The 17,609-nt window shown below is 65.7% G+C and carries 13 protein-coding genes and 1 tRNA gene; all 14 read right to left on the reverse strand.

Going from position 1 to position 17,609, the window contains the following annotated elements; all coding sequences use genetic code 11:
• The coding region (locus tag BLV01_RS24895; RefSeq protein WP_254782778.1) for a GTP-binding protein at positions 1-194 on the reverse strand (194 nt) is incomplete at its 3' end.
• A gap of 91 nt (positions 195-285) precedes the next feature.
• The gene (gene fusA, locus BLV01_RS24900) at positions 286-2,406 is read right to left on the reverse strand and encodes an elongation factor G (protein ID WP_091806741.1); all 2,121 of its coding nucleotides are present in this window, start codon (positions 2,404-2,406) and stop codon (positions 286-288) included.
• 144 nt (positions 2,407-2,550) lie between these two features.
• A complete protein-coding gene (gene rpsG, locus BLV01_RS24905; protein WP_057948558.1) occupies positions 2,551-3,018 on the reverse strand; it encodes a 30S ribosomal protein S7 in 468 nt (155 codons plus the stop codon).
• An 80-nt stretch (positions 3,019-3,098) separates the two neighbouring features.
• Positions 3,099-3,473: a 30S ribosomal protein S12 gene (gene rpsL / locus BLV01_RS24910; RefSeq protein ID WP_057948559.1), complete on the reverse strand. Its 375-nt coding sequence runs from the start codon at positions 3,471-3,473 to the stop codon at positions 3,099-3,101.
• Positions 3,474-3,919: 446 nt separating this feature from the next.
• Positions 3,920-8,149: a DNA-directed RNA polymerase subunit beta' gene (gene rpoC, locus BLV01_RS24915; RefSeq protein ID WP_091806744.1), complete on the reverse strand. Its 4,230-nt coding sequence runs from the start codon at positions 8,147-8,149 to the stop codon at positions 3,920-3,922.
• Between the two features lie 142 nt (positions 8,150-8,291).
• On the reverse strand, positions 8,292-12,455 hold the full coding sequence (gene rpoB, locus BLV01_RS24920) for a DNA-directed RNA polymerase subunit beta (protein ID WP_091806746.1): 4,164 nt from the start codon (positions 12,453-12,455) through the stop codon (positions 8,292-8,294).
• A 317-nt stretch (positions 12,456-12,772) separates the two neighbouring features.
• Positions 12,773-13,144: a 50S ribosomal protein L7/L12 gene (rplL, locus tag BLV01_RS24925; protein WP_091806750.1), complete on the reverse strand. Its 372-nt coding sequence runs from the start codon at positions 13,142-13,144 to the stop codon at positions 12,773-12,775.
• 72 nt (positions 13,145-13,216) lie between these two features.
• Positions 13,217-13,750 carry a 50S ribosomal protein L10 gene (gene rplJ / locus BLV01_RS24930; RefSeq protein WP_091806753.1) on the reverse strand — a complete coding sequence of 178 codons (534 nt, stop codon included), beginning with the start codon at positions 13,748-13,750 and terminating at the stop codon, positions 13,217-13,219.
• Between the two features lie 568 nt (positions 13,751-14,318).
• Positions 14,319-15,017 carry a 50S ribosomal protein L1 gene (rplA, locus tag BLV01_RS24940; protein WP_091806756.1) on the reverse strand — a complete coding sequence of 233 codons (699 nt, stop codon included), beginning with the start codon at positions 15,015-15,017 and terminating at the stop codon, positions 14,319-14,321.
• A gap of 3 nt (positions 15,018-15,020) precedes the next feature.
• Positions 15,021-15,449 carry a 50S ribosomal protein L11 gene (rplK, locus tag BLV01_RS24945; RefSeq protein ID WP_057948565.1) on the reverse strand — a complete coding sequence of 143 codons (429 nt, stop codon included), beginning with the start codon at positions 15,447-15,449 and terminating at the stop codon, positions 15,021-15,023.
• Positions 15,450-15,682: 233 nt separating this feature from the next.
• The gene (nusG, locus tag BLV01_RS24950) at positions 15,683-16,258 is read right to left on the reverse strand and encodes a transcription termination/antitermination protein NusG (protein ID WP_254782779.1); all 576 of its coding nucleotides are present in this window, start codon (positions 16,256-16,258) and stop codon (positions 15,683-15,685) included.
• 22 nt (positions 16,259-16,280) lie between these two features.
• Entirely contained in the window at positions 16,281-16,664 is a 384-nt protein-coding gene (secE, locus tag BLV01_RS24955) for a preprotein translocase subunit SecE (protein WP_091806761.1), read from the reverse strand.
• A gap of 96 nt (positions 16,665-16,760) precedes the next feature.
• A tRNA-Trp gene (locus BLV01_RS24960) sits at positions 16,761-16,836 on the reverse strand.
• 178 nt (positions 16,837-17,014) lie between these two features.
• Positions 17,015-17,609 (reverse strand): EF-Tu C-terminal domain-related protein (locus BLV01_RS24965; protein WP_254782747.1); only part of this gene is annotated, 595 nt, incomplete at its 5' end.

The raw sequence follows: 17,609 nt of genomic DNA on the forward strand, positions 1-17,609 counted from the left end.
GTCGAGATCGTGATGCCGCGAGCCTTCTCTTCCGGCGCCGCGTCGATCGCGTCGTACGCCTTGAACTCGCCACCGAAACGCTCGGCGCCGACCTTGGTCAGAGCGGCCGTCAGCGTGGTCTTGCCGTGGTCGACGTGACCGATCGTGCCGACGTTCACGTGCGGCTTGGTGCGCTCGAATTTACCCTTAGCCATGATTGTCTCTCTTTAATTAATGCAGTGATTCGTTATTCGGATCGGACGGGGGCCGCGAGCGGCGGCTCCGTCGCGGGGCGCAAGCGTCGGCTTAGCCGCCCTTCTTGATGACCGTCTCGGCGATGTTGGTCGGCGCTTCGGCGTAATGGTCGAATTCCATCGTGAAGGTCGCGCGGCCCTGGGTCAGCGAACGGATCGTGGTCGCGTAACCGAACATTTCGCCCAGCGGCACCATCGCGTTGATGGTCTTGCCCGACGGCGTGTCGTCCTGGCCCTGCAGCAGGCCGCGACGACGGCTCAAGTCGCCCATCACGTCGCCGACGTACTCTTCCGGGGTCACCACTTCGACCTTCATCATCGGCTCCAGCAGGGCCGGATCGGCCTTGCGGAAGCCTTCCTTGAAGGCCATCGACGCGGCGAGCTTGAACGCCATTTCCGACGAGTCGACGTCGTGGTACGAGCCGAACACCAGCTTGACCTTCACGCCCACGACCGGGAAGCCGGCCAGCGGACCGCTGGTGATGGTCTCGCGCAGACCCTTTTCGATCGCCGGGATGAATTCCTTCGGAATCACACCGCCGGTGATGTCGTTGACGAACAGGAAATCGTTCTTGACGTCCTCGTCGGCGCGGTCCTTCTCGTTCATCGGCGACAGCTCGATCACGACGTGACCGTACTGACCCTTACCGCCGGACTGCTTGGCGTGCTTGTAGTCCGACTTGACGTCCGACTTGCGGATGGTCTCGCGGTACGCCACCTGCGGCTTGCCGACGTTGGCCTCGACGTTGAACTCGCGCTTCATGCGGTCGACGAGGATGTCCAGGTGCAGCTCGCCCATGCCGGCGATGATGGTCTGGCCCGATTCTTCGTCGGTACGCACGCGGAACGACGGATCTTCCTGCGCCAGACGGCCCAGGGCGATGCCCATCTTTTCCTGGTCCGACTTGGTCTTCGGTTCGACCGCCATCGAGATGACGGGCTCCGGGAAGACCATGCGCTCAAGGGTGATGATGTGATCCTGCGCGCACAGCGTGTCGCCGGTGGTCACGTCCTTCAGGCCCACAGCCGCGGCGATATCGCCGGCGCGGACTTCCTTGATTTCGTCGCGCTGGTTGGCGTGCATCTGCAGGATGCGGCCGACGCGCTCCTTCTTCGACTTGACCGGGTTGTATACCTGGTCGCCCGAATTGAGCACGCCCGAGTAGACGCGGAAGAAGGTCAGCGAACCCACGAACGGGTCGGTCATGATCTTGAACGCCAGCGCCGAGAACGGCTCGGAATCCGACGCCTTGCGGCTGTCTTCCTTCTCGTTCTCGTCGATGCCCGGAACCGGCGGACGATCCGACGGCGACGGCAGCAGGTTGATCACGCCGTCGAGCATGGCCTGCACGCCCTTGTTCTTGAACGCCGAGCCGCAGAACACCGGCACGATCTCGACGCGCAGGGTGCGCGCACGCAGACCGGCGATGATCTCTTCTTCGGTCAGCTCGCCCTCGTTGAGGTACTTGTCCATGAACTCTTCCGAGGCTTCCGCCGCGGCTTCGATCATGAACGCGCGCGCCTCTTCGGCCTTGGCTTGCAGCTCGGCCGGAATGTCGCGGTACTCGAACTTGGTGCCCTGCGATGCGACGTCCCAGTGGATCGCCTTCATCTTGAGCAGATCGACCACGCCTTCGAAGCCCTCTTCGGCGCCGATCGGCACCTGCATCGGGACAGCGTACGCGCCCAGGCGCGACTTCAACTGCTCGACGACCTTGTCGAAGTTGGCGCCGGTGCGGTCCATCTTGTTGACGAACGCCATGCGCGGCACGGCGTACTTGTTGGCCTGGCGCCACACGGTCTCGGACTGCGGCTGAACGCCACCGACCGCGCACAGCACGAACACCGCGCCATCGAGGACGCGCAGCGAGCGCTCCACTTCGATGGTGAAGTCGACGTGTCCGGGGGTGTCGATGATGTTGAAGCGGTGCTCGGGCAGCGACTTGTCCATGCCCTTCCAGAACGCGGTGGTCGCGGCGGAAGTGATGGTGATGCCGCGTTCCTGCTCCTGCTCCATCCAATCCATCGTCGCGGCACCTTCGTGCACTTCGCCGATTTTGTGGCTGACGCCGGTGTAGAAAAGGATGCGCTCGGACGTGGTGGTCTTACCCGCGTCGATGTGCGCCATGATGCCGAAGTTGCGGTAACGCTCGATGGGAGTGGTGCGAGCCACGGGACCCTCTCGTAATAAGTTTTCGAATTCCAGATGGCCGGACGCCGCCTTATCGGCGGCCTCCGGTTCGCAAGGCGGCTGTCATGCCGCCGCGGCAACATCCCATGCGGATGTTGCGAAGACCCTGTCGCCAGGGCGACTAGATCACCAGCGGTAGTGCGCGAACGCGCGGTTCGCTTCCGCCATGCGATGAGTCTCTTCGCGCTTCTTGATCGCCGCGCCGCGGTTCTCGGAAGCGTCCAGCAGCTCGGCGGCCAGCTTGCGCGGCATCGAGCTCTCGCCGCGCTTGCGCGCGGAGTCGATCAGCCAGCGCATCGCCAGGGCGACGCGGCGCGAGGAGCGCACTTCGACCGGCACCTGGTAGGTGGCGCCGCCGACGCGGCGGGACTTCACCTCGACCGACGGGGAAACGTTGGTCAGGGCCTTCTCGACCAGTTCCAGGGCGTTCGGATTCTTCTCGCCGATGACGTCCATCGCGCCGTAGACGATCTTCTCGGCGACCGACTTCTTGCCGCTCTGCATGACCATATTGATGAAACGCGCGATCGTTTCGCTGCCGTGCTTGGGATCGGGCAGGATCGAACGCTGCGGGGCGGAGCCTTTACGCGACATGGTGCGTACCTATTCTCGTGATTCTTGAACGTGCGTGGTTGCGGGTGGCTGCGCCGTGGGCGCGCCGGGCATCGACGCGATTAGGACTTCGGACGCTTGGCGCCGTACTTGGAACGGCTCTGGCGACGCTTGGCGACGCCGGCGGCGTCGAGCGAGCCGCGCACGGTGTGGTAGCGCACGCCCGGCAGGTCCTTCACGCGGCCGCCGCGGATCAGCACGACCGAGTGCTCCTGCAGGTTGTGGCCTTCGCCGCCGATGTACGAAATGACTTCGTAACCGTTGGTCAGGCGCACCTTGGCGACCTTGCGCAGAGCCGAGTTCGGCTTCTTCGGGGTGGTGGTGTACACGCGGGTGCAGACGCCGCGACGCTGCGGGCAGTTGGCGAGCGCCGGCGAGGTGCTCTTGTAGGTCGCTGCCTGCCGCGGCTTGCGGACGAGCTGATTGATGGTTGCCATCTGGAACTCTTGTTTAAGGGCCGGGCGGCCGCTTCGTGAGAAACGAACGACAAGCCGATAGCACCCGACCTGCCGAGACGAAAAAGTATAGCCCGCGCTTAACGTTTCCGTCAACGCAGGCAGCGCGAACAGGCGAGACCGACGCCGGAGGCGCCAGTTTCGTTTCCTTATTCGATGATCCCGCCCTACCCTGGGCCGAACACTAGGCGCTCCCTGCGCCTAATTTCGTGATCTGGGATGCGACCCATACGGGCCCAATCCGATCCGCGAGTCTAGCATGTTTTGCCGGACTTGCCAGCCCCGGCGACCCGAGCCCTCCCCTGGCTACCGGGAGGCCACGAGTCGTCCGGGCAAAAAACAAGGCGGGCATCGCTGCCCGCCTTGCCTGGAACTTCGTTGCCGGCACCGGCCCGGCCTGGCGGCCGGACCGGGGCACGGCGGACGGCTTACTCGGCGTCGTCGCCGGCGACCGTCTCGACCGCGGCCGGAGCCGGAGCCTCGACCGCGACGCTCACCGGGCCGGCCAGCGCTTCCATCTCCGAGTCGGTCAGGCCCGACGCGTTCTTGCGGCGCTGGGTGTGGTACGCCAGGCCGGTACCGGCCGGGATCAGGCGACCGACGATCACGTTTTCCTTGAGGCCGCGCAGGCTGTCGCGGGTACCGCGCACGGCGGCCTCGGTCAGCACGCGGGTGGTCTCCTGGAACGAGGCCGCGGAGATGAACGACTCGGTCGCCAGCGATGCCTTGGTGATGCCCAGCAGGACCGGATCGAACTTCGCCAGGATCTCGCTGCGGGCCTGCAGACGCACGTTCTCCTCGATCAGGCGCTGACGTTCGACCTGCTCGCCGTTGAGGAACTTGCTGTCGCCGCCGTCGACGATCTCGACCTTGCGCAGCATCTGGCGAACGATCACCTCGATGTGCTTGTCGTTGATCTTCACGCCCTGCAGGCGGTAGACGTCCTGGATTTCCTTGGTCAGGTAGACCGCCAGCGGCTCCACGCCCAGCAGGCGCAGGATGTCCTGCGGGCTCGGCTCGCCGTCCACGACCGTCTCGCCCTTCTCCACGTGCTCGCCTTCGAACACGATGATCTGGCGGTACTTCGGGATCAGCTCTTCGTGCTCTTCGCCGTCGGCCTGCTTGATGATCAGGCGCTGCTTGCCCTTGGTGTCCTTGCCGAAGCTGACGATGCCGGAGACCTCGGCCAGGACCGCCGGGTCCTTGGGCTTGCGGGCTTCGAACAGGTCGGCCACGCGCGGCAGACCGCCGGTGATGTCGCGGGTCTTGGACGCTTCCTGCGGGATCTTGGCGACCACGTCGCCGACGCCGACCGGCGCGCCGTCCTGCAGGTTGACGATCGAGCGCGGCGGCAGCAGGTACTGCGCCGGCAGGTCGGTACCCGGGATCGACAGGTCCTTGCCGTTCTTGTCGACGATGCGCACGATCGGACGCAGGTCCTTGCCCTGCGAGCCGCGACGCTTGGGATCGGTGATCTCGCGCGAGGCCAGGCCGGTCAGGTCGTCGGTCTTCTCGATCACGGTCACGCCATCGACGAAGTCGATGAAGCGCACGAAACCGGCGACTTCCGAAACGATCGGGTGGTTGTGCGGATCCCAGTTCGCGACCGTGTTGCCGGCCTTGATCTCGGCGCCGTCGCGGAAGTTGATGGTCGCGCCGTAGGGAACCTTGTAGCGCTCGCGCTCGCGGCCGTGCGGGTCGAGCACCGACAGTTCGCCCGAACGCGAGACCGCGACCAGGTGGCCGCCGGCGTGGGCGACGTGCTTGAGGTTGTTGAACTTCAGCGAACCGGTGGTCTTGACGGTGACGTTGTCGATCGCCGCCGCTCGCGACGCCGCGCCGCCGATGTGGAAGGTACGCATGGTCAGCTGCGTGCCCGGCTCGCCGATCGACTGCGCGGCGACGACGCCGACCGCTTCGCCGTGGTTGACCAGGTGGCCGCGGCCGAGGTCGCGGCCGTAGCAGCGCGCGCACACGCCGAAGCTGCTGGCGCAGGTGATGGTCGAACGCACCTTGATCGACTGGACGCTGGCGTCCTCGAGCTTCTGCACCCAGGCTTCGTCGAGCAGGGTGTTGCGGGTGACGATCGGTTCCTCGTCGTTGCCCGGCAGGAACACGTCCTCGGCCACCACGCGGCCCAGCACGCGGTCGCGCAGCGGCTCGACCACGTCGCCGCCTTCGACGATCGGGGTCATGGTCAGACCCTCGACGGTGCCGCAGTCGGTTTCGGTGATGACCACGTCCTGCGCCACGTCGACCAGGCGACGGGTCAGGTAACCCGAGTTCGCGGTCTTCAGCGCGGTATCCGCCAGGCCCTTACGGGCGCCGTGGGTCGAGATGAAGTACTGCAGAACGTTGAGGCCTTCGCGGAAGTTCGCGGTGATCGGCGTCTCGATGATCGAGCCGTCCGGTCGCGCCATCAGGCCGCGCATACCGGCGAGCTGACGGATCTGCGCCTGCGAACCGCGCGCGCCGGAGTCGGCCATGATGTAGATCGAGTTCATCGACTTCTGCGGCACCATCTCGCCTTTGGCGTTGGGTACCGTGTCGGTGCCGATCGCGTCCATCATCGCCTTGGCCACGCGCTCGTTGGTGCGCGACCAGATGTCGACGACCTTGTTGTAGCGCTCGCCCGCGGTGACCAGGCCGGACTGGTACTGCTGCTGGATTTCCAGCACTTCCGACTCGGCCTCGGCCAGGATGCCCTTCTTCTCGCCCGGGATGATCATGTCGTCGATGCCGATCGACACGCCGGCGCGGGTCGCGTAACCGAAGCCGGTGTACATCAGGCGGTCGGCGAAGACCACGGTGTCCTTCAGCCCCAGCATGCGGTAGCAGGAGTTGATCAGGCGGCTGATGTTCTTCTTGGTCAGCTCGGTGTTGGCCAGCGCGTACGGCAGGCCTTCCGGCAGGATCTCGCGCAGCAGGGCGCGGCCGACGGTGGTGTCGACGACCGAGGTCTTCTGCGAGCGGGTGCCGTCCTCGGCGATCACGGTCTCGGTGATGCGGACCTTGACCTTGGCGTGCAGCTGCACGGCGCGGTTGTCGTAGGCGCGCTTGACTTCGGCCACGTTGGCGAACGCCATGCCCTCGCCCGCCTTGTTCTCAAGGGCGCGGGTCATGTAGTACAGGCCGAGCACGACGTCCTGCGACGGCACGATGATCGGCTCGCCGTTCGCCGGCGACAGGATGTTGTTCGACGCCATCATCAGCGCGCGCGCTTCCAGCTGGGCCTCGAGGCTCAGCGGGACGTGCACGGCCATCTGGTCGCCGTCGAAGTCGGCGTTGAACGCGGTGCAGACCAGCGGGTGCAGCTGGATCGCCTTGCCTTCGATCAGCACCGGCTCGAACGCCTGGATGCCCAGGCGGTGCAGGGTCGGCGCGCGGTTCAGCAGCACCGGGTGCTCGCGGATCACCTCTTCGAGGATGTCCCACACCTCGGCCTCTTCGCGCTCGACCAGCTTCTTGGCGGCCTTGATCGTGGTGGCCAGGCCGCGACGCTGCAGCTTGGCGAAGATGAAGGGCTTGAACAGCTCCAGCGCCATCTTCTTCGGCAGGCCGCACTCGTGCAGGCGCAGGGTCGGGCCGACCACGATGACCGAACGGCCCGAGTAGTCCACGCGCTTGCCGAGCAGGTTCTGGCGGAACCGGCCCTGCTTGCCCTTGATCATGTCGGCGAGCGACTTGAGCGGGCGCTTGTTGGTGCCGGTGATGGCGCGGCCGCGGCGGCCGTTGTCCATCAGGGCGTCGACCGACTCCTGCAGCATGCGCTTCTCGTTGCGCACGATGATGTCGGGCGCGTTGAGTTCGAGCAGGCGGCGCAGGCGGTTGTTGCGGTTGATGACGCGGCGGTACAGATCGTTCAGGTCGGAGGTCGCGAAGCGGCCGCCTTCCAGCGGCACCAGCGGACGCAGGTCCGGCGGCAGCACCGGCAGCACGGTCATGACCATCCACTCCGGACGGTTGCCGGATTCGAGGAAGGCTTCGACCAGCTTGATCCGCTTGGTCAGGCGCTTGAGCTTGGTCTCGCTGTTGGTCGAGGCGATCTCTTCCTTCAGCTGCAGCATCTCCGCCTGCAGGTCGATCGTGCGCAGCAGGTCGTAGACCGCCTCGGCGCCCATCGCGGCTTCGAAGTCGTCGCCGTGCTCCTGGCGCGCCTGCAGGTACTGCTCTTCGGTCAGCAGGTTGCCGCGTTCCATCGGGGTCAGGCCCGGCTCGGTCACGACGTACGCTTCGAAGTACAGGATGCGTTCGATGTCGCGCAGGGTCATGTCCAGCATCAGGCCGATGCGCGAGGGCAGCGACTTGAGGAACCAGATGTGCGCGACCGGCGAAGCCAGGTCGATGTGGCCCATGCGCTCGCGGCGGACCTTGGCCAGGGTGACCTCGGTGCCGCACTTCTCGCACACCACGCCGCGGTGCTTCATGCGCTTGTACTTGCCGCACAGGCACTCGTAGTCCTTGATCGGACCGAAGATCGCGGCGCAGAACAGGCCGTCGCGCTCGGGCTTGAAGGTGCGGTAGTTGATGGTTTCCGGCTTCTTCACTTCGCCGAACGACCACGAGCGCACCAGGTCCGGGGAGGCCAGGGCGATCTTGATGGCGTCGAAGTCCAGCGCGGGACGCTGCTGGTTGAAGAGATTGAGCAAGTCTTTCATTTCTTTACTCCAATCGGAGGAATTCGTCGGGGAGAAGCGAGGGGAAAACGAGAGCGGGAGAGAGGGAGCCGGGAGGAGCGGAGGGATCGCGCGTTACGCCGCCATTCCCTTCGCCGCCGGCTCTGTCTCGCCTGCCCTTACCTCAGTTCTCTTCCAGCTCCATGTTGATCGCGAGCGAGCGGATTTCCTTGACCAGCACGTTGAAGGACTCCGGCATGCCGGCGACCATTTCGTACTCGCCGTCGACGATGTTCTTGTACATCTGGTTGCGGCCCTGCACGTCGTCGGACTTCACCGTCAGCATTTCCTGCAGGGTGTAGGCCGCGCCGTAGGCTTCCAGCGCCCAGACTTCCATTTCGCCGAAACGCTGGCCGCCGAACTGCGCCTTGCCGCCCAGCGGCTGCTGGGTGACGAGCGAGTACGGACCGGTCGAGCGCGCGTGCATCTTGTCGTCGACCAGGTGGTTCAGCTTCAGCATGTGCATGTAGCCGATGGTCACCGGACGCTCGAACGCCTCGCCGGTGCGGCCGTCGTGCAGCACGGTCTGGCCGCTGCTCGGCAGTTCCGCGAGCTCGAGCATGCGCTTGATCTCGGACTCGGCCGCGCCGTCGAACACCGGCGTCGCCATCGGCACGCCGTCGGTCAGGTTGCGGGCCAGGCGCAGCAGCTCCTCATCGGTGAACTGCTTGAGGTCGACGCGCTGGCCGTGCAGCTTGCTGTCGTGGTTGTAGACGTCGTCGAGGAACTTGCGCAGCTCGGCGATCTTCTGCTGCGCCTCCAGCATGCGCTGGATCTTCTGGCCCAGGCCCTTGGCGGCCCAGCCCAGATGCACTTCGAGGATCTGGCCGATGTTCATACGCGACGGCACGCCCAGCGGGTTCAGCACGATGTCGACGGTCTGGCCGTCGGCCGCGTACGGCATGTCCTCGACCGGAACGATGGTCGAGACCACGCCCTTGTTGCCGTGACGGCCGGCCATCTTGTCGCCCGGCTGGATGCGGCGCTTGACCGCCAGGAACACCTTGACCGTCTTGAGGATGCCCGGCGCGAGGTCGTCGCCCTGGGTGATCTTGGCGCGCTTGTCGGCGAAACGGCGCTCGAACTCCTTGGCGTGCACGTCGATCTGCTTCTGCGCGCGCTCGATCGCCTCGATCGCTTCCTCGTCCTTCATGCGCAGGGTGAACCAGTCGGTCTTCTTCAGGCCGTCCAGCACCAGCGAGGTGACGGTGTCGCCCTTCTTCAGGCCGGCGCCGCCGTTGGCGGTCTTGCCGATCAGCTGCGAACGCAGGCGGTCGTAGATCGCCGCTTCCAGGATGCGGAACTGGTCGTCGAAGTCCTTCTTGACCCGGCGGATTTCCGACTCTTCGATCTGGCGGGCGCGCTTGTCCTTCTCGATGCCGTCGCGGGTGAAGACCTGCACGTCGATGACGGTGCCGTCCATGCCCGGCGGCACGCGCAGCGAGCTGTCCTTAACGTCGGAGGCCTTCTCGCCGAAGATCGCGCGCAGCAGCTTCTCTTCCGGAGTCAGCTGCGACTCGCCCTTCGGGGTGACCTTGCCGACCAGGATGTCGCCGGCGCGGACCTCGGCGCCGATGTACACCACGCCCGACTCGTCGAGGCGGTTCAGCGCCTGCTCGGAGACGTTCGGGATGTCGGCGGAGATCTCTTCCGGCCCCAGCTTGGTGTCGCGCGCCGAGCAGGTCAGCTCTTCGATGTGGATCGTGGTGTAGCGATCCTCCTCGACCACGCGCTCGGAGAGCAGGATCGAGTCTTCGAAGTTGTAGCCGTTCCACGGCATGAACGCGACCAGCATGTTCTGGCCGAGCGCGAGCTCGCCGATGTCGGTCGAGGGACCGTCGGCCAGCACGTCGCCGCGCGCGATCACGTCGCCCACCTTCACCAGCGGACGCTGGTTGATGCAGGTGTTCTGGTTCGAACGCGTGTACTTGATCAGGTTGTAGATATCCACGCCGGCGTCGGTCACCGCGGAGATTTCCTCCTCGTTGACCTTGACCACGATGCGGCCCGCGTCGACCTGCTCGATCACGCCGCCGCGCAGCGCGTTGACGGTCACGCCCGAGTCGCGCGCCACGGCGCGCTCGATGCCGGTGCCGACCAGCGGCTTCTGCGAACGCAGGGTCGGAACGGCCTGGCGCTGCATGTTCGCGCCCATCAGCGCGCGGTTGGCGTCGTCGTGCTCCAGGAACGGCACCAGCGCGGCCGCGACCGACACGGTCTGCATCGGCGAGACGTCCATGAAGTGGATCTCGCTCGGCGGCTTGAGCAGGGTTTCGCCCTGGAAGCGGCAGGCGACGAACTGGGCGGTGATCATGCCCTTGTCGTCCTGCGGCGCGTTGGCCTGGGCGATGACGTACTCGTTCTCTTCGATCGCCGACAGGAACTCGACGTCCTCGGTGACCTTGCCGTCCACGACCTTGCGGTACGGCGTCTCGAGGAAGCCGTACTTGTTGGTGCGGGCGAACACCGCCAGCGAGTTGATCAGGCCGATGTTCGGGCCTTCCGGCGTCTCGATGGTGCACACGCGGCCGTAGTGGGTCGGGTGCACGTCGCGCACTTCGAAGCCGGCGCGCTCGCGGGTCAGGCCGCCCGGGCCCAGCGCGGAGACGCGGCGCTTGTGGGTGACTTCCGACAGCGGGTTGTTCTGGTCCATGAACTGCGACAGCTGCGAGGAGCCGAAGAACTCCTTGATCGCGGCGGCCACCGGCTTGGCGTTGATCAGCTCCTGCGGGGTCAGGCCTTCGGACTCGGCCATCGACAGGCGCTCCTTGACCGCGCGCTCGACGCGGACCAGGCCGACGCGGAAGGTGTTCTCGGCCATTTCGCCGACCGAACGCACGCGACGGTTGCCTAGGTGGTCGATGTCGTCGACCACGCCGCGACCGTTGCGGATCTCGGTCAGGGTGCGGATGACGTCGAGGATGTCGGAGGTGTCGCCCAGCTCGTTGCGCAGGCGCGCGGACTCCTCGTCCTTGCGCTCGGCGAAGTACTTGGCGTCGTACAGCACCGAGGCGCCGATGGTTTCCTTGCGGCCGATGCGGCGGTTGAACTTCATCCGGCCCACGCCCGACAGGTCGTAGCGTTCGAAGGTGAAGAACAGGTTGTGGAACAGGTTCTGCGCGGCGTCCTTGGTCGGCGGCTCGCCCGGACGCATCATGCGGTAGATCTCGACCAGGGCCTCGAGCTGGGTCTTGGTCGGGTCGATGCGCAGGGTGTTGGAGATGTACGGACCGCGGTCGAGGTCGTTGACCCAGATGGTGCCGATCTGGTCGATGCCGGCCTTGCGGAAGGCCTGCAGGTGGTCTTCGTTGATCTCGTCGTTGGCCGAGGCCAGCGGCTCGCCGGTCTTGGTGTCGACGACGTCGTGCGAGAGGATGCGGCCCATCAGATAGCCATCCGGCACGGCCAGGGCGGAGATGCCCGACTGTTCCATCTGCTTGACGTGGCGCGCGGTCACGCGCTTGCCGGCCTCGACGATCACGCGGTCGCCGTCGGCCAGGTCGAAGTCCAGGGTTTCGCCGCGCAGGCGCTCGGAGACCAGCTCCCACTGCACGCCCTCGGGCATGATGTGGAAGGTGTTGATCTCGAAGAACTTGTTCAGCATCTCCTCGTTGCCGTAGCCGAGCGCGCGCAGCAGCACGGTAACCGGCAGCTTGCGGCGGCGGTCGATACGGGTGAACACCGCGTCCTTCGGGTCGAACTCGAAGTCCAGCCACGAGCCGCGGTAGGGGATGATGCGGGCGCTGTACAGCAGCTTGCCCGAGCTGTGGGTCTTGCCGCGGTCGTGGTCGAAGAACACGCCCGGCGAACGGTGCAGCTGCGAGACGATGACGCGCTCGGTGCCGTTGACGATGAAGGTGCCGTTGTCGGTCATGAGCGGAATTTCGCCCATGTAGACCTCTTGCTCCTTGACGTACTTGATCGCCTTGGTCGAGGACTCGCGGTCGTAGATCACCAGGCGCACGGTCACGCGCAGCGGAGCGCCGTAGGACAGGCCGCGGTTGCGGCATTCGCGCTCGTCGAACACCGGGTCGCCGAGCTTGTAGCCCACGTACTCGAGCGCAGCGTTGCCGCTGTAGCTGGAGATCGGGAACACCGACTTCAGCGCGGCGTGCAGGCCGCGGTCGGCGCGCTTGGCCGGGTCGGTGTGCTCTTGCAGGAACTCGCGATAGGAGTCGACCTGGATCGCGAGCAGGAAGGGTACTTCGAGGATGGACTTGCGCTTGCCGAAGTCCTTGCGGATGCGCTTCTTTTCGGTGAACGAATAGTTCTGGGAAGCTGTGGTCATGGTGAGCTACCGCCTCGATTAGCTAATGGGCCGGGAAAGCCGCGTACCGGCGCCTTCCGGGCGAACCGCGCGTCCGCGGTTCGGGGGACTAATGACTGAAAAGCAAAAATTGCCAGTGGGAAGTCGCTGGTATTGCCGGCACCAGCACGCCTTCTCCCGCTACTTCCGACTGACAACTCACGACGACGGGACGGCGGACCGGAAAAAACCTCGAACCGGTCCGGAATGCGCGATCCCGCTACAACGGCCAAAGGCCGGGGGCTTTCGCCCCCAGCCTTCGGTTGGTCGCCAATACGAGCCGGCGACGCAAGTACGGCTTACTTGACTTCGACGCTCGCACCAGCGGCTTCGAGGTCCTTCTTCATCTTGGCAGCGTCGTCCTTGGAGACGGCTTCCTTGACGTTCTGCGGAGCGCCTTCGACCAGGTCCTTGGCTTCCTTCAGGCCCAGGCCGGTGATGGCGCGCACGGCCTTGATGACTTCGACCTTCTTCTCGCCGGCGGCCTTCAGCACGACGGTGAACTCGGTCTGCTCTTCGACCGGAGCGGCGGCCTCGGCGGCGACGCCGGCGACGACCGGAGCGGCGGCGGAGACGCCGAACTTCTCTTCGATCGCGCGGACGAGTTCCATGACTTCCATCAGGCTCTTTTCGGCGATGGCGTCGACGATCTGTTCGTTGGACAGGGACATTGTGTTTAACCTCAGGAAAATTTGATCTTACGAATCGGGTTCAGTGAAGCGGTCGCGAAGACGGTGCGGCGATTACGCCGGTTCCGCTTCGGCCGGAGCTTCGGCTGCGACTTCGCCGCCGCCCTGCTGGTCGGCCACGGCCTTGACGGCGCGGGCGAACATCGAGGCGGGTTCGGACAGCACGCGGGCCAGCATGGCCAGGGCCTGGTCGAGGGTCGGCAGCGAGGCCAGGACTTCGACGTGGGTGGCCGGATAGACCTGACCGCCCACGGCGACGACCTGAGCCTTGAGCTTGTCGTTGCCCTTGGCGAATTCCTTGATCAGACGGCCGGCGGCGCCGGGTTCGTCCACCGAGAACGCATACAGCAGCGGACCGACGAGCTTGTCTTGGACGCACTCGAATTCGGTACCGGCGACGGCGCGCGAGGCCAGGGTGTTCTTGACGACACGCAAGTACACACCGGTTTCGCGAGCCTTCTTGCGCATCGCGGTCAGCTGGCCGACCGTGATGCCCGCGTACTCGGCTGCAATCAAGGAGTGGGCCTTCGCGGCGACTTCTGCCAGCTCGGCGACTACTTCTTGCTTCTGAGACAGATTGAGAGCCATTGCACTCCTCCGAAAAGCCGGGAGTCGAGAATCGGGTGGCGGGAGTCGGACGCCGGCTTTCGCCGCGACCGATTCCGTGTGCCCTAGCCCGTTCCCAGCCTTTATTGACTCCGCTCGCGGCTCCTGCCGCTTGCGGTCCTGGGCGGCGACGGTCCTTGTCGCCGGGGACGCCCGAAGGCGTTCCGGGTGGTGGCCTTTCCTGAAAAAATTCCAGTAAGGGGCACCATCTGCGCCGGCCCGGCTCCGAAGAGCGCGAATTAAGCGATCCCGCTTGCACCGACGGCGACTCCTTGCCGTGTCGAGCTTCCCTGCCCGTCGTCGGTACGCGCTGACCGCGCCTGCGGTCTTTGACGGCTATCGCTTCGGGTTTCCCCTCGGCGACGCCCTCAAAATTTCGGCTTGCGGCGGTGTTCGGCCGGTCGCCTGTTGTTTCGGTCGGGGTCCGCGGTGAGGCGGGCCCCGGGTATTCGTCGCTTGCGGCCAGAGTTCGGCGGCTCTGGATCCCCGCTTTCGCGGGGATGAGGCAATGGCAAAGGCGCTCGCGCTTATGCGCGAGCGCGCCGTTGCGTCACTTCAGGCTCAGCGAGGCCTGGTCGACGATCACGCCCGGACCCATGGTCGAGCTGATCGAGACCTTCTGCAGGTACTGGCCCTTGGAGGTCGACGGCTTGGCCTTGATCAGGTCCATCAGCAGCGCCTGCAGGTTGTCCTTCAGCGAACCGTCTTCGAACGAGACCTTGCCGATGGTGCAGTGGATGATGCCGGCCTTGTCGGTGCGGTAGCGGACCTGGCCGCCCTTGGCGTTCTTGACCGCCTCGGCCGGGTTCGCCGACACGGTGCCGACCTTCGGGTTCGGCATCAGGCCGCGCGGGCCCAGCACCTGACCGAGCTTGCCGACGACGCGCATCGCGTCCGGGGTGGCGATGACCACGTCGTAGTTCAGGTCGCCGGCCTGCATCTTCTCGGCCAGGTCGTCCATGCCGACGGCTTCGGCGCCCGCGGCCAGGGCCTCGTCGGCCTTGGCGCCGGCGGGGGCGAACACCGCCACGCGCACGGTCTTGCCGGTACCGGCCGGCAGCACGGTCGAACCGCGCACCTGCTGGTCGGACTTCTTCGCGTCCACGCCCAGGCGCACGGCGACGTCGACGGACTCGACGAACTTGGCCTTGGTGGTGGTCTTGACGATCTTCACCGCGTCTTCGAAGGCGTAAGCCTTACCCGGGACAACGGCTGCCTTGATGGCCTTTTCGCGCTTGTTCATTGCCATGTCTTAACCCTCCACCACCAGGCCCATGCTGCGGGCCGAGCCCGCGATCGTCTTCACCGCGGCATCCAGGTCGGCCGCCGTCAGGTCGGCTTCCTTCTGCTTGGCGATGGCTTCCAGCTGGGCGCGGGTGACCTTGCCCACCTTGTCGGTGTTCGGGCGCTTGGAGCCGGAGGTGATGCCGGCGGCCTTCTTCAGCAGCACCGAAGCCGGGGTCGACTTGGTGACGAAGGTGAAGGTACGGTCCGAGTAGGCCGTGATGATGACCGGGGTCGGCAGACCCGGCTCGAGCTTGGAGGTCGCGGCGTTGAACGCCTTGCAGAACTCCATGATGTTCAGGCCGCGCTGACCCAGCGCAGGACCGACCGGCGGCGAGGGGTTGGCCTGACCGGCCTTGACCTGCAGCTTGATGTAGCCGACTACTTTCTTTGCCATTGATGTGCTCTCCGGGTGCTAGCGCCTTAAGACCCCAGGCTCCCCATCGGGCCGGAAATCGCGCGTCCCGGCATCGCGTTTTGTCTCGCGCGAACAGCCGCCCGGGCACTGATCCGGGGCGGCTGGTCGTTTGTGGCTGCTACCCTGCCGGGTAGCGAGCCGCACACTATATCAGGTTTTGGACGGTGCGGGGACCGGTCGGCCACAGGGCCTGACCGGGCGCCCTGCCCGGCTCAGGTGGCTTTTTCGACCTGGCCGAATTCCAGCTCGACCGGGGTCGAGCGGCCGAAAATGAGCACCGCGACGCGCAGGCGGCTCTTTTCGTAGTTGATCTCTTCGACCACGCCGTTGAAGTCGACGAACGGGCCATCGACGACGCGGACCATCTCGCCCGGCTCGAACAGCACCTTCGGACGCGGCTTCTCGACGCCTTCCTGAACGCGCTGCAGGATGCGGTCGGCCTCGACGTCCTGGATCGGCAGCGGGCGGTCGGCGGTACCGCCGATGAAGCCCATGACCTTGGGGGTTTCCTTGATCAGGTGCCAGCTCTCGCTGTCGATGCGGGGGATGCCCGCCTCGTCGTGGGTGGCGATCTGGACCAGGACGTAGCCCGGGAAGAACTTGCGCTCGGAGCGGCGCTTCTGGCCGGAGCGCATTTCCACGACTTCTTCGGTCGGGACCAGGACTTCGCCGAAGCGGTCGGTCATCTCGAAGCGGACGATGCGATCGCGCAGGGCCTGGGCCACCGACTTCTCGAAGCCCGAATAGGCGTGGACCACGTACCAGCGCTTGTTTTCTTGCGTATTCAACTCGGTCATCTCCTCAGCGTCCTCAGCGCGCCAGCAGGAACTTGACCGCCGCCTGGATCACCCAGTCGAAACCGGACAGGATCAGGCTCAGGATCAGCACCGCAATCATGACCACCCAGGTGGTCTTAAGGGCTTCGTCGCGGGTCGGCCAGACCACCTTGCGCAGCTCGAAGCGCGACTCGGACAGGAATTCGCGGGTCTGGGCACCCTTGGCCGACAGCATGAACACCGCGGCGCCCGCGACCAGACCGGCCACGACCACGGCGGCGCGCAGCGGGCCGCTCCAGTTCTCGAACCAGATATAGGCGAACACCCCGCCGGCGGCCAGCGCGATGGCCAGCACGTACTTGACGAGGTCGCCGGCGTTGCCGCCGCTGGATTTGTGCTGCTCGGCCTTGCTGTTCATTCTCGGGGCGATTCCCTCGCGAAAGCCCGCCCATCCTGCGCGGCCCTTTCAATGGCTTGCCAGTCGCCGGGTCGTCCGAACCGGCTCGGTAATAGGTGGCACGCCAGGAGGGACTCGAACCCCCAACCTGCGGTTTTGGAGACCGCTGCTCTGCCAATTGAGCTACTGGCGTACATCTGAAATCTCGGGTCCGGATCGGCGCCCTTCAAGGGGGCAGAGCCGCCGGCCGGCCATTGTCATCGAAAACCGGGCGCCACGAAACAGGGGCGTCCTAAACAACGAAGGCGGACCGGGTGGCCGGCCCGCCGTTCGCGGCCTGCGGCGACCCGGAGGCCGCCGCGGGGTGCAACTTACTTGACGATCTTGGACACCACGCCGGCGCCGACGGTACGGCCGCCTTCGCGGATCGCGAAGCGCAGGCCTTCGTCCATCGCCACCGGATTGATCAGCGTGACCACCATCTTCACGTTATCGCCCGGCATCACCATCTCCACGCCTTCCGGCAGCTGGCACGCGCCAGTGATGTCGGTGGTGCGGAAGTAGAACTGCGGACGGTAGCCCTTGAAGAACGGGGTGTGGCGGCCGCCTTCGTCCTTCGACAGCACGTACACCTCGCCCTCGAACTCGGTGTGCGGGGTGATCGAACCCGGCTTCGCCAGCACCTGGCCGCGCTCCACGTCGTCGCGCTTGGTGCCGCGCAGCAGCAGGCCCGCGTTGTCGCCCGCCTGGCCCTGGTCCAGCAGCTTGCGGAACATCTCGACGCCGGTGACCGTGGTCTTCTGGGTCGGACGGATGCCGACGATTTCGATTTCGTCGCCCACCTTGATGATGCCGCGCTCGATACGGCCGGTCACCACGGTGCCGCGGCCCGAGATCGAGAACACGTCTTCCACCGGCATCAGGAACGGCTTGTCGATCGCGCGCTCCGGCTGCGGAATGAAGCTG

Source organism: Lysobacter sp. yr284 (assembly GCF_900107375.1).
Classification (GTDB): domain Bacteria; phylum Pseudomonadota; class Gammaproteobacteria; order Xanthomonadales; family Xanthomonadaceae; genus Lysobacter.

Coding starts and splice junctions, on each gene's coding strand:
- rpsG (WP_057948558.1), bottom strand. CDS start 3,018: ATGTCGCGTAAAGGCTCCGCCCCGCAGCGTTCGATCCTGCCCGATCCC.
- rpsL (WP_057948559.1), bottom strand. CDS start 3,473: ATGGCAACCATCAATCAGCTCGTCCGCAAGCCGCGGCAGGCAGCGACC.
- rpoC (WP_091806744.1), bottom strand. CDS start 8,149: ATGAAAGACTTGCTCAATCTCTTCAACCAGCAGCGTCCCGCGCTGGAC.
- rpoB (WP_091806746.1), bottom strand. CDS start 12,455: ATGACCACAGCTTCCCAGAACTATTCGTTCACCGAAAAGAAGCGCATC.
- rplL (WP_091806750.1), bottom strand. CDS start 13,144: ATGTCCCTGTCCAACGAACAGATCGTCGACGCCATCGCCGAAAAGAGC.
- rplJ (WP_091806753.1), bottom strand. CDS start 13,750: ATGGCTCTCAATCTGTCTCAGAAGCAAGAAGTAGTCGCCGAGCTGGCA.
- rplA (WP_091806756.1), bottom strand. CDS start 15,017: ATGGCAATGAACAAGCGCGAAAAGGCCATCAAGGCAGCCGTTGTCCCG.
- rplK (WP_057948565.1), bottom strand. CDS start 15,449: ATGGCAAAGAAAGTAGTCGGCTACATCAAGCTGCAGGTCAAGGCCGGT.
- secE (WP_091806761.1), bottom strand. CDS start 16,664: ATGAACAGCAAGGCCGAGCAGCACAAATCCAGCGGCGGCAACGCCGGC.